Consider the following 12,616-nt stretch of genomic DNA (forward strand, 5'->3'; position numbering starts at 1 on the left):
TCGTCGGCCTTTAACTTGACAGCGCCCCTTCATGTAGTTCTCGCCGCTGGCCAGCCCCCGGCCGCCTGACACGATGATCGATGCCGAGGTCAGTTCCGGACGGTCCAGCTTCGTCACCGCGCGGCTCACGAACTGCGAGATGCCCTGATCTGCAGCGGCTTCGATCTTCTCGACCGTCGCGCCGCCGCCTTCAGCCGCGTCAGGGTCGAAGCCCGTCGTGCGCACCGTGATCACCTTGATCGGGTCAGTCGACTGCACAGTGGAGATCGCGTTGCCCGCGTAGATCGGACGCCCGAACGTGTCGCCCCCACGTGTCATCATGAAAGCCACCGGCATGAGACGTGCCTGAACCGCTTCATCGGCTGCGCCGCTCCGGCACCAGAGCGGGACGCGGTGACGACGCCGACAACGTGCGAGGGACGGTTTATGGCCCGTCACTGCCTCATGCAAGCGGCATACGGACGGCGAGGCGCCCAGCGATCGGCAGCATGCGGACCCGTTACGGTCCGCTTATGAAGACGCTCGAGTGAACGGGAACGCGATTTGCGATATCTGCAATGATCACGAGGGGCAACAAGCCAGCAGATCGCGTGCATTCCGTTCACTGAGCACCGAGAGCCAGGGTTGCAGCCATGTCAGGAGGAATTCGCGATGAAACTAACTGCGAGACATCTTGTAATTGCGGGGTCGGTCGTGCTGTGACGATGGGTGCATCTGGATGCAAGCGGGCGGACAACGGTAGCGAAACAAGCGGCGCAGCGGCAGGCAGCAGCGGAACGATGGCTAATCCCGCAGGCACCGGAGCGATGGGCGGAAGCGGCCCGGCGGCAGCATCGGGAGCCAAATAACGGAAAACACAAAGCCCCACATGGTGCCCGCAAGTGAGCCGGTATCAAATTGGTAGAGGAAGCCGGCGGGAGCGGCACCTCATGAACATCGCAGCTCCCGATGAGGCTGTACTGAGCAGATTCAAATTGGAGCCCTGGGGTCCACTATCAGGTCAATATCTGCAGTGGTGATTTCCAGCACGTCAGGGGCTGTTTCAACGACTGGAAGCGCCAGCCGCTTGTTTATCGCACGGACCGGTCGACGTTCGAAGGTAAACAGGAAGTCCGTCCGCTGTCTGCCGGGCCGTTCAGCAATGGAGAAGCGGCGCAGGACGTATTGGAGCAGACGTGCGATCCCGGGATCCTTACGATCGGGACGATCAGCGCGATATGTGGCTGGTGATGGCAGCCTAGGAGGAGTAATGTCCGTCGCGCGCTCAGGCGCCACTGGACGTGAGGCAGACGCACGCCGTACGCGGTTTCCCGCCAGTCGACGCGCCCACTCCAGCGTGTGAGTCTTGCGCCGGACGTTGCGATCCGAGCGGAGGCGCGCCCCATCGACGCGTTTTGTGTGCCCGCGTCTGGAATAGTCCAGCCGGCTAGCGAACGTAGACGTACTTTCTACGTCGGCTCTGCGCCAAACTGTGACCATTCGATGGCCACAGTTGAATGTCCTCTGATGGCCCGGGTGCGGACGAACCCAATCGCCCCGTCGGCGATCAAAGTGACGCCAGTGCACCGTTGCCGAGCGGGCCGGTCAACGTAACTGTGAGGCGCGTTGAAGAGTCGCGCGTCCGTGCACGTAGTGTCCGGACATCGATATGTACCAGAAAGGACACTATCGAACTGACCGTGCCTTCGCAACCTACACGGAAGGGCGTAACCTCGTATGACCGGAGGAAGCCGCGCTACGCCGAGCGACGAGCGCAGATCTTCGTCGCTAGTAGCCACCTACCCTTAAGGCTTAAGGTGCGGAAGAGGTCGTCATGCCCGGTACCGCGGTGTACAAATTTCAATACGCGCGTCGACAGGGACTGCAGCGTACCTATGATGTAGTTCTGAATATTTGTCGGCTGGAATCCGGCGTATGTTCTTACGCGGCATGGGTCCATTTCGCCGGTGCGTTCAAAGGGAACGGACTGATTTTCCCACTGATCGCAAAGACTACGGAGGAAGCGGCGGTTGAAGCGCGAGGACGTATTGAAAACGACATCGAAGACCTCACCGGCATCGCTGAATAACATTTCAATTGTTGTCTGGAGTCGGCCAGAGGCTGCATTATCACGGTCAGCGCGCGCGAGGACTGCGACGGCGGGTCGACCGTTACCTTGCCGGTGGAGCAGATGTCGCGGCGTGGCGAAATCGACCGCAAGGGCGGCCGCATACCTGAGCCGGGCTTGTCACGTTGGCGCTGCGGTCAGTTAAGATGAAGTGATGAAGAAAACGAAATCGCTATGTCACGGTCACCGGTTCGCGGCATCAGTCATCAGCCACGCCGTACGCCGATATTTCAGGTTCGAGCTCAGCCTGCGCGATATCGAGGAGTTCCTGTTCGAGCGTGACGTGATCGTCAGCCATGAATCGATCCGGCGGTGGATAGACAAGTTTGGGGCTGGTTTCGCGCATCGCGTGAAGGCTGCCCGCTGCCAGCCGGGCAGCACGTGGCATCTTGACGAGGTGTTCGTGTCATTGCGCGGTGAACCTTATGTGCTGTGGCGTGCCGTCGACCAGCACGGCGTCGAACTCGACATCCTGCTACAAAAGCGGCGCGACAAGGCCGCCCGAAACGATTCTTCAAACGTGTAGTGTCGGCCTGTCCCGAGGTGCCGAAGAAGATCGTCACTGACTAGTTGCGCAGTTACCCCGCAGCAAAGGCCGAAATCCCGGAGCCGGCGAACGTGAAGCATGTGTTCGTCAAGGCGGCAGCCCGCGTCAACAACCGGGCAGAGAACAGCCATCAGCCCACACGCGAGCGCGAGCGACGTATCCGTGGTTTCCGCCTGCCCGGGCGCACGCAGGCGTTCCTGTCGTGCGTTTCGCCTGCGCACGATTCGTCCAGTGATCGTCAACGTGACAAGGCCGTCGAGAGCCATATCTCCCCCGCGAGTGCCGCCGTTGTGGATGACCCCTATTCTGCACTCAATGCCAAAGCCCGGTCTACCGCGGCCTCACAGCCGTTGCGCGCTGCCTGCATGCCTTTCTGCGGTTTTGCCTGCGTTGCCCCTTCGCTATTCCGGCGCCTCGCCCACCGTCACCAGCCGGACCGCGCGCGCCGGATGCCCGATCAGTTCGTCGAGCAGATCCGCCATTTCGCAGAGCGTCTGGAAGCACCGATCGTCCATTTGATCCGCGTGATAGCGCCGCAGATCGTGCATCGCTTCGCGTAGGCGCCTGAGCGCGTCGGGGGTGCTGTCGACCAACGGCCAGCAGTGCATCAGATACGCAAGCGGTGTCACGCTGCGCGTCTCGCACCAGGTATCGAACAGCCGTAGACAGATTGCGTTGACTTGCTCGACGATGTTCTCCCGCTCCGACAGATAGGCGATCATGTTGCATCGGTACGAATGGCGTTTCGACCACACATCATCTGCCAGCAGAATGTCTGTCGCATTCAGCGCAAGATGGAAAACCAGGGTGTGACATTCTGATTCGCGCGTCAGGAAATCCTTAACGCCTTTCACGCAAAGAAGGCCCGTTGGGTGAACACCCTTGTATGCCATTCTTCATGCTGCCCGCGGTTCAGGAAATCCTGACGGCCGAAATCAGCGCTTCCTGATATGACATTCCGCCAAAGCCGATTGGTCGCGCACACCGATCGCCATAGCATCGATTCATCGTGCATCGCGGGGGAAGTCATGGCGGGCGACAGATCGCTGCGTTCTCAGGTCGAGAAAAACTGATTGGCTCGACGCGTGGCCAACCGGCGCGCGTGCGCCTGCTGGAGAGCGCCCGCTCGGGCGGCACCTGCCGCGTGTGCATTCAGATCGACCGGCCGACCGGGACGTTTTCACTTTTCTTTTTTCGCCATGCCGACGGCACGTGGCACGTGTTTCCGCCGGGCCAGCGACGTCCGGCGATGGGGACAAGCCGCAAAGCGGCCTGACCGTTCAGCAAGCCTAGGGAGGCGCCCATGCTCGATGACGCTTCAAACACAGTGCCGCAGGTATTATCAAGTTGGCGCCGGGGTCGACGAATATAATGGGGCATGAAGAAAGCTTCCGTTTCCGTTTTGCTGTCGGCGGAGGCGCCGATTCGTTCAAGGGCTATCGATTTCCGCCGGACATCATCAGCTACGCGGTGTGACTGTACTACCGGTTCCCGCTCAGCCTGCGCATGGTTGAGGAGATGCAGGCGGCATGGGGAATCGAGCTTACGTACGAAACGGTGCGGTGCTGCGCGACGAAGTTCGGTCTGGCGGTCGCGAAGAGTATCCGTTCGACAGCCCCAGGTCGCGGCGACAAGTGGCACCTGGATGAGGTGGTCGTGACGATCCACGGCAGGAAGCATTGGCTGTGGCAGGCTGTCGATCAGCACGGCGCAGTACTCGATGTGCTGGTGCAGAGCCGCCGCGACAAGGCGGCGGCCAAACGGCTGATGCGCAAGCTGCTCAGGCGCCACGGCTGCCCACGCGTGATCGTCACGGACAAGCTGCGCAGCTACGCGGCGGCGAACAACGAACTGGGCGTGAACGTCGACCATCTCCTGCGCGCCCTTCAACAAGCTGACAATAGCGACCAACGTGATCGACGTGCACATCAGCCGTCTGAGAAAGAAGATCGACCCGGACGGCACGGCTCCGATGATCGATACCGTGCGCTGTTCGGGGTATATGCTATGCGCCTGACTGAACTGCACCGCACCACCGGCTATCGCCTCGCCATGCTGTTTCTGGTGTTGTTCGGCGTGATCGCGCTACTGCTGTTCGGTCACCTGTATCGGGAGATCACCGGCTTCGAACAGGAACGCATCGACGACTGGCTGCTTCGCGAGCACGCGCAGTTGAAACGCGAAGCGCCGAATGAACTGGTCGCGCGATTCGAACATCAAAACCAGTTCGATCCGCGCCGTCAGCGCCCCTTCGGCCTTTTCGAAGCCAGCGGCAAACACCTTGCCGGTGGCTATCCGGGCGGTCAGCCGGCGATCCCCGTCTTTGACCAGCCGTTTTCAATACGACTCGCAAACCTGCCAGGCCAACCGCCTGGCCGATGCATCGCTGCGCACGTGCCCGATAACCGCATCGCTTTGCAATGCCGGAACACCCTCGAGCTCGACCACTTCGACGACGAACTGGTGCACGCACTGCTCTCGACCGCCATGATCGCGCTCGTGATCGGCCTGATCGGGGCGACTCTGATTGGCATCTCCGCGATGCGGCGGTTCGATGCGGTGACCGCTTCGATCGAGGAGATCGTCGCCGGCAATCTCAGCAGGCGCTTGCCGGTGCATGCGAAACGCGACGACATAGACCGGCTGGTGGTCGTCGTGAACGGCATGCTCGACGAAATCGAACGCCTGATGAACGAGGTCAAAGGCGTGTGTGATGCGATTGCGCACGATCTACGCACGCCGCTCACGCGGGTACTCGCCGGACTGGAACGTGCGCAACGGCGCGCCAGAACCGAGGCGGAATACCGCGCGGCGATCGACGAAGCCATTCTTGAAACCGCCGGCCTGTTGCGCACCTTCAATGCGCTGATGCGGATTTCGGAAATAGAAAGCGGCGTGCGCCGCGCCGGCTTCACCGCGGTCGATCTGGCCGCCGTCGCCGACGACGTGTTCGAATTCTACGAACCGACTGCCGAACACAGGCAGATTGTATTTAGACTGGAGCGCGCCGTGTCCGGGCCGTTGGAGATCCGGGGCGATCCGAACCTGCTGTTCGAGGCGCTTGCGAATCTGGTCGAAAACGCCATCAAGTTCGCACCGGATGGCGGAGCGGTGCATATCACGCTGTGGCAAGATATAAGAGGCACCGGCGTCACTGTCAAGGACGATGGACCAGGCATCGCACGGGCTGAGCGCGCTGCCGTCCTGCGCCGCTTCTATCGTGGCGAGGGCAGCCGTCGTACGCCCGGCAGCGGCCTGGGGCTCAGCCTTGTCGCCGCCGTGGCCGGCATGCACGGCATGACGCTGGAGTTCCACGACGCGGACGTCGGTTGCGAGATCAGTCTGTTCAAACCCGCGCAAGCTCAACTGGCAGATAGCCGATGATCGATCGGTAACTGCCGGTCATCGACCTCGCTCCTTCAGGCTCTCCTGGGCCCAAGCCTTCATATAGCCCTGGATAGAGCCTTCGATAGGCTCCCGCGTTGTCACGGTATTGTCACGTTGTTGATGTTCGGCCAAACGAAACCGCGGCGCGCGAGGATGATGAACTCACGCGGCGAGACGTCCGAGCATCGAGACGCACGTCACCCTCTCCCAAGCCTCGAAGGCTTGGGTGCGTACCTCTCGCTTCTGTTGCGCATTCGTGTGATATCGGCAGTGCATGAACAGGTTGCCCACCTGATCATGGACCGGAGTGAATCGTTGCAGGTGACGCACTGACTTGAAGCGGCGCATCACTTTCTCGTGTACCCGCGTTGGCTGGTGCGAGTTGTCCGCGCGGTTGTTCAATCCTTTGTGCTGGCGGTGTTCGACGTTCAGCCCCAGATCGCTGTTGGCTGCGGCGTAGCTCTTGAGCTTGTCGGTGATCAGTACACGCGGGGCGCGCCCGTGTTTCTTGGGCAACTTGCGCATGAGCCGCTTGGCCGCACACCTGTCGCGCCGGCTTTGCACCAGCACATCGAGCACCGTGCCGTGCTGGTCCACCGCACGCCACAACCAGTGCTTCTTGCGGTTGAGGGTGACCACCACTTCGTCGAGGTGCCACTTATCGCCGCGGGCCAACGCGGTAGAGCGAATACGCCGGGCAATGCCCAGGCCAAACCTCACCGACCAGCGCCGCACCGTCTCGTAGGTCAGATCAATGCCGCGCGCGGCCAGCAGTTCTTCGACCACGCGCAGGCTTAGTGGGAAACGGTAGTACAACCACACCGCGTAGCCGATCACGTCGGGCGGGAATCGGTAGCCGGCATAGGAAAATGTCGGTGGCAGGTGCATCGTGCTGCAGGGCGGCTCCTTTTTTCATATCAGAGATTGTCGCCGGATCTCCGTCAACCTGCCAACAACGTGACAGTACCGCGTTCAGTGCCATGACTCCAGGTCAACGCGAATTTGCCACCGTGGTTCTGGCGGATCGTTTCGACTTCATTTTCTCCCGCAGTTTCGCCACATCCGGCACCGCGACGCCCAGCAGCGTGTATACGTAACTGATGTGCTCATGTGCAAAATGGTCGTCGAGCGGGCCATTGCCGAGCAATAGTCGCATATACACCGGCGCGTACAGCAGTTCGCCCAGCGTCTCGATGTTCGGCGGCACTGGGATGCTGGCCGAACTGCGCCATTCTTCGAGCATCTCGCGGATAAGCGCCCGGCGCCCATAGTGAAAGCGCTCGCGGAACTCGCGCAGCACCGCGGGATCGGCCTGACCCTCCGCGATGATCTGCGCCACGATCGATCCCGACCACCCCGCGTATTCGTGGATCAGCGAAATAAGATGTACGGCAATTGCGTCGCCGGGCGGCAGGTTGTGCGGCATCGGCGTCTTCACGACATGATGTTCGATGAACGCATCGATCACGACCAGCGCCTTCGAATTCCACCAGCGGTAGATCGTCGCCTTGCCAACGCCCGCCTCCTTCGCAATCGCCTCGATTGAGATCGACTGCACCGTGCGGCTTTCGAGCAGGCGAACCGTCGCCGCCAGAATCTGTGTGCGCGTTTCCTCGCTGCGCGGCCGGCCGACGCCTCGTGCGGCGGAAGGAGCGTGAACGGAAAGCTGTGCGTTGATTTTCATTGGCGTAACCGGAAGTCGGCGCGCAACTGCGCTTCAGTGGCCTGCCCGGCAATACGCGGACGAGCGGCCTGCCGCGAGCGCAAAGCTCGCGGCAATGAGTTATAAGACACATCGTATCTTAATTGATCCGTGACCGGACACTTCAAAGGCCGCCGAGCGCGACGTATTTGATCTCAAGGTAATCGTCGACGCCGTACTTCGAGCCCTCACGACCCAGCCCCGACGCCTTGACACCGCCGAACGGCGCAACCTCGGTCGAGATCAGTCCTTCGTTCACGCCAACCATGCCGAACTCCAGTTCATCGACGACCCGGAAAATCCGCCCGACGTCGCGCGCGAATACATAGGAGGCGAGCCCGAACGGCGTGTCGTTGGCCAGCGCGATGGCCTCCTCTTCCGTGTCGAAGCGGAACAGCGGCGCGACAGGTCCGAAGGTTTCGTCGTTAAAGATCAGCGCGTCGCGAGAGACATCGGCCAGCACGGTTGGTTCGAAGAAAAAGCCGCCGAGCGTGTGACGTTTGCCGCCGGTCAACACGCGAGCCCCCTTCGAGCGCGCGTCGGCAATATGTTCTTCGACCTTCAGAACGGCGTCCCCGTTAATCAGCGGTCCTTGCGCCACGCCTTCATGCATGCCATTGCCGACCTTTAGCGCAGCCGTCGCTTGGGCCAGCTTGCTGGCGAACGCATCGTAGATGCCCGACTGCACCAGCATGCGATTGGCCGCGACGCAAGCCTGCCCGGCGTTGCGATACTTGGCCGCAAGCGCGCCCTTGACGGCGGCGTCCACGTCGGCATCGTCAAACACGATGAGCGGCGCGTTGCCACCCAGTTCCATGCTGGTCTTCTTGATGGTTGGCGCGCACTGCGCTAGTAACTGCGCGCCAACCTCGGTCGAGCCGGTGAACGAAAGCTTGCGCACCAGCGCACTCGATGTCAGTTCACCGCCGATCGCGCGTGCCGAGCCGGTGACGACGTTGCACACGCCCGGCGGCAAGCCGGCTCGCTCGGCAAGCACCGCCAATGCCAACGCGGAGAGCGGCGTCTGGCTCGCCGGCTTAATGACGCCGGCGCAACCCACGGCCCATCCGGGGCCGGCCTTGCGCGTGATCATTGCGGATGGGAAATTCCACGGCGTAATCGCGGCGAAAACACCGATTGGTTCCTTCTGCACGAGGATGCGGCGGCCTTCGACGTTGCGCGGAATGATGTCGCCATAGACCCGTTTTGCTTCCTCGGAAAACCACTCGATAAAGCCCGCCGCGTACAGAATTTCTCCGCTGGATTCGACCAGCGGCTTACCCTGCTCCGCGGTCATGATGACCGCAAGGTCGTCGATATGCGCGAGCATCAGGTCGTAGAGCGCGCGCAGCACTTTGGCGCGCTCCTTCGGCAACGCCTTGCGCCAGCTTCGCGTTGCACGCGCTGCCGCTTCAATCGCGCGGCGCGTCTCGTCGGCACCGCCATTCGGCACGCGCGCGATCAGTTCGCCGGTGGCCGGATTGCGCACCTCGATCGTTTCGCCGCTGTCGGCGCGCACCCATTCGCCATCGATCAGCATGGCCTCGCGCAACAGGCCAGAATCCTTCAACGGAAGCTTGACAGGCTGATTCATGACGTCGTCCTCACGATGGATTGCGCCCGACGAAGAAGGCCTCGTCTGGGTCAGCGGTCGGATTGAGGCCGGCTAGTTCGAGCCCCTTGCGCAGGACGTTCATGTCGCGCTGGAACACGCGCTGCGTCGGATGCGGCATCGGCCCGCCGTTGTAGCCCTGCAACCATGCCTGATACTTCCACAGCATTCGGTTCAGCAGCCCGTTGGCCGCGATCGGCAAGCTCGCAAAGGCCTTGCGCGCCGGGTCCATTGCGTACCAGAGCTGGGTCGCCTGATCGTATTCGCCGGCGCGGATCAGCTTATGGATGCGCGGCAGCAGCGGTCCGTAGTAAGCGGAATAATTGGTGCCGCAAAACGGAATGTCCATCACCTGCGCGAGCGGCACGTATTCGTATTCCAACGGCGACGAAATCACGACTTCCTCGTGGAATTCCCGATGAACTTCGATCGCCGACATGATGTACGGCATGCCGCCTTCGGCCTTGATCGCGACGACGTTGGGAATCTCGTCGACCATCCGCCGCAGCACCGCCAGCGGAATGTCGGCGGGGTGCAGCCGCGAAAAACCCCAGGCCGGCAGCGGGAAGACAATCACGCCGAGATTCGTTGCCGCGCAGATCTCCCTGGTGTACTCGAAAACTTCGTCGTAGGACTTTGGATAGAAGTACGGCGGATAGCCGAGCAGCACGAGATCGGCGCCGGCCGCTTCCGCCAGTTTGACGGCCTCGATGTTGTCCTCGAGCGTGTTGAACACCGCGTGGTGTACGACGATCAGACGGCCCGCCGCCTGGTCGGCCATGATGCCGCAGAACTCGCCGTATTGCGCCTGCGTAATGGCGACTTCCGAGCAGGAAAGCGAGCCGACGAAGCCGTGTTCGATCGCCAGTTCGACATCGTGGCGAATGGCTTTTTCGTTGATGCGTCTGAAGTCCTGAGTCATCGTCGGAATGGTCACATTGGCGACGCCAACGAGGTGCTCACGTGCCCATTCGCGGGCTTCGCTTCTGGTATAGCGGGACATGCTGTGCTCCCATTGTTTCGTTCGTCGGTCTTGTGCCGAAGAACGCTGCGTGTATCAGCGCTTGGTTTCGAATTCGATCGGCAAGCGGGTCGCGAGGCCCGCCTCGATCGCCTTCTCGAGAATCAGTTCGGCCACGACTACATCCTGCAGACCGCTGCCCACTGATTTGTACATGCGCGTTCTCGCACCCTGCAGCGGTTCGTCGATGGCTCCGCTCATCAACTGGTCGAGGCCAAACGATTTGTCGCGGAACGCGATGCCCGCTGCGTGGGCCGCGAGCATGTCGCCGGTTTCTTCGAGCACTTCGTCGAGCGTGTCGCACACGATGATGTCGCTGCGCTCGACCACCGAGACGTCGATCTCGCGCTGCTCGGGAATCGTCGAGCCGATTGATACGACGGTCGCGCCGGGCTTGAGCCAGTCGCCGAAAAGGATCGGTTGTTCGCCGTGCGAGCGGGCCGCGGCGAGCACCAGATCGGCGCCCTCCACTGCTTCCTGCGCCGAGGCCGCGCCGCGCGCCGGCACGCCCAGATCGTGCGTCACTGCTGCGGCGAAAGCGGCACGCCGCTCAGGCGTAGGGCTGAACACGACGACCTCGTTCAGATCGCGCACGCTCGCGATGGCGCGCGTATGCATGGTCGCTTCGAGACCGCTGCCCAGCACAGCAAGGCGCGCGCTGCCGCGAGGCGCGAGCCGGTCCAGCGCGGCTGCGGAAGTCGCCGCCGTGCGAAATCCGGTCAGCAGATTGCCGTCGACAAACCCGGCGATGCGGCTGGTTTGCTGATCGAACAGCACGATCACGTATTCGACGCCGGGCGTCGCGGCGCCCATCGCCATCCCCATGATCTTCGCACCGTAGTAGCGGCCGCCGACCGGCACCGCGGGCAGCGTGCGCAGCCACGTTTTCCCGGCGACGGCCACGGTGCGTGGCGGGCTCGAGCGCGGCGGAATCGGACGCGCATAGGCGGACTGCAATGCGCGTATCGCATCGGTCCAGGCGAACACCGCGCGTGCTGCGTCGCCGGAAACGAATACAGGAGCAAATGAAGTAGTGGTCATGAGCAAAAGTAAAGAGTGACTGGAACGATGCGGGGACTGACGTTCAGAATGGCTGCGCCAGCACGCCATAGCCTTCGAACAGCAATTCGACGGCACGCGCTCCGTCGCCGTGCGGGTCCTGCTCGGCCGCGCAGATGGCGAGCGAGATATCGAAAACGCGCTTCACCCGCTCGCTGCGCCGCTGTCCGTACGCGAGCAGCGCATCGTCGATCTTCGCGCAGCGGGTCAGCTCTTCCGTGAGCACGACGGCATCCTCGATCGCCATGCCGCCGCCGGAGGTCAACTGCGGCGTGACCGAATGTGCGGCATCGCCGGCCAGGACGACCCGTCCGCGATGCCACGGCTGCGGCATCAACAAAATGTCGAAGGGGCGATAGCTGATGTAACGTGTGCCGTCGCAACTCTCGAGCGCCGCGCAAAGATCGGGAGCCGAGAATCCGTCCAGACGTTGCCTGAACATGTCGACAAGCTTTTCCTGCGGCATGTGGGCGTGAAGCTTCGCGTTCTCGAGGAAGAAGTAGTAGCAAAGCTTGTCCGACAACGGCAGCCCGCCGACCATACGGCCGTCGTCATGCTTGTACAGCACCAGCCCGTCGAAACCCGGCGGACGTTCGACGGTAAAGCGCCACGCACCTTGTCCCGCATATTCCGGGCGATAGTGCGCGCCGAATACCTTCGAACGCGTTTTCGAGTATGTGCCGTCGGCGATCACCAGCAGATCGCAGCGCCCCGCTTCTCCCGTCGAGAGCCGATATGAAACGCCATTGCCATCCTGCTCGAGATCGTCCACGCTCGTGCCATAGTCGATGCGCGCACCGCTCGCGAGCGCGTGCCCTTCGAGTACCTCGGCCAGCTTCGGCCGCATGATGCCGATGGCGCCCGCGGCATCGGCGCGAAACGTGCGCGGCGGACGCCGCTCGTTGACGACCTCGCCGGCACCGTTGCGCACGCTTACCGTGTCCCAGCCCGAACCGGCCGCCATACAGCTATCGGCGAGGCCGACGCGATCCAGTGCGCGCAGCGCGTTACCGAGCAGCGAAATGCCGGTTCCCTGCTGATCCGTTCGATGGCTGCATTCGACCACCCTCACGTCCGCGCCGTCGCGCGCGAGTCCGTGAGCGAGTGTCATTCCGCTGATCCCGCCGCCAACGATAAGCACCTTATGCTGTGAAGCCATGACTGTGTCTCCTTGAAATTGT

At 62.1% G+C, this 12,616-nt stretch carries 9 protein-coding genes and 5 pseudogenes; 6 read left to right on the forward strand and 8 right to left on the reverse strand.

Annotated features, from left to right (window positions below; all coding sequences use genetic code 11):
• Positions 1-27 precede the first annotated feature (27 nt).
• Positions 28-303 (reverse strand): annotated as a pseudogene (locus tag F759_RS42345) (electron transfer flavoprotein subunit alpha/FixB family protein); the annotation flags it as partial.
• A 1,510-nt stretch (positions 304-1,813) separates the two neighbouring features.
• Here F759_RS42345 and F759_RS0125515 point away from each other — a divergent pair.
• Entirely contained in the window at positions 1,814-2,068 is a 255-nt protein-coding gene (locus F759_RS0125515) for a hypothetical protein (RefSeq protein WP_027802364.1), read from the forward strand.
• Positions 2,069-2,261: 193 nt separating this feature from the next.
• Positions 2,262-2,869 (forward strand): annotated as a pseudogene (locus tag F759_RS38520) (IS6 family transposase); the annotation flags it as partial.
• A gap of 186 nt (positions 2,870-3,055) precedes the next feature.
• Here F759_RS38520 and F759_RS0125525 read toward each other — a convergent pair.
• Entirely contained in the window at positions 3,056-3,376 is a 321-nt protein-coding gene (locus F759_RS0125525) for a hypothetical protein (RefSeq protein ID WP_027802365.1), read from the reverse strand.
• Positions 3,377-3,682: 306 nt separating this feature from the next.
• Here F759_RS0125525 and F759_RS44335 point away from each other — a divergent pair.
• From F759_RS44335 to F759_RS0125540, 4 genes and pseudogenes are all read left to right on the forward strand, one after another.
• Positions 3,683-3,930, forward strand: a pseudogene (locus F759_RS44335) (hypothetical protein).
• 102 nt (positions 3,931-4,032) lie between these two features.
• Positions 4,033-4,512, forward strand: a pseudogene (locus tag F759_RS45435) (IS6 family transposase); the annotation flags it as partial.
• 48 nt (positions 4,513-4,560) lie between these two features.
• A pseudogene (locus tag F759_RS41265) lies at positions 4,561-4,671 on the forward strand (helix-turn-helix domain-containing protein); the annotation flags it as partial.
• Positions 4,662-6,038: a sensor histidine kinase gene (locus tag F759_RS0125540; RefSeq protein WP_027802366.1), complete on the forward strand. Its 1,377-nt coding sequence runs from the start codon at positions 4,662-4,664 to the stop codon at positions 6,036-6,038. The pseudogene F759_RS41265 and the gene F759_RS0125540, both read left to right, overlap by 10 nt.
• A gap of 165 nt (positions 6,039-6,203) precedes the next feature.
• Here F759_RS0125540 and F759_RS0125545 read toward each other — a convergent pair whose 3' ends face one another.
• From F759_RS0125545 to F759_RS0125570, 6 genes are all read right to left on the reverse strand, one after another.
• Positions 6,204-6,929, reverse strand: coding sequence for an IS6 family transposase (locus tag F759_RS0125545; protein WP_027802367.1), 726 nt, complete (start codon positions 6,927-6,929; stop codon positions 6,204-6,206).
• Between the two features lie 103 nt (positions 6,930-7,032).
• Entirely contained in the window at positions 7,033-7,725 is a 693-nt protein-coding gene (locus F759_RS0125550) for a TetR/AcrR family transcriptional regulator (RefSeq protein ID WP_027802368.1), read from the reverse strand.
• 142 nt (positions 7,726-7,867) lie between these two features.
• Positions 7,868-9,337 carry an NAD-dependent succinate-semialdehyde dehydrogenase gene (locus F759_RS0125555; RefSeq protein ID WP_027802369.1) on the reverse strand — a complete coding sequence of 490 codons (1,470 nt, stop codon included), beginning with the start codon at positions 9,335-9,337 and terminating at the stop codon, positions 7,868-7,870.
• Between the two features lie 10 nt (positions 9,338-9,347).
• Positions 9,348-10,358, reverse strand: coding sequence for a dihydrodipicolinate synthase family protein (locus F759_RS0125560; RefSeq protein ID WP_027802370.1), 1,011 nt, complete (start codon positions 10,356-10,358; stop codon positions 9,348-9,350).
• A 54-nt stretch (positions 10,359-10,412) separates the two neighbouring features.
• Complete coding sequence (locus F759_RS0125565; protein ID WP_027802371.1) at positions 10,413-11,417, reverse strand: ornithine cyclodeaminase family protein; 1,005 nt, start codon at positions 11,415-11,417, stop codon at positions 10,413-10,415.
• Positions 11,418-11,460: 43 nt separating this feature from the next.
• On the reverse strand, positions 11,461-12,594 hold the full coding sequence (locus tag F759_RS0125570; protein WP_027802372.1) for an FAD-dependent monooxygenase: 1,134 nt from the start codon (positions 12,592-12,594) through the stop codon (positions 11,461-11,463).
• Positions 12,595-12,616 lie beyond the last annotated feature (22 nt).

Origin of the sequence: Paraburkholderia dilworthii (assembly GCF_000472525.1) — a bacterium.
In the GTDB taxonomy this organism is placed as follows: domain Bacteria; phylum Pseudomonadota; class Gammaproteobacteria; order Burkholderiales; family Burkholderiaceae; genus Paraburkholderia; species Paraburkholderia dilworthii.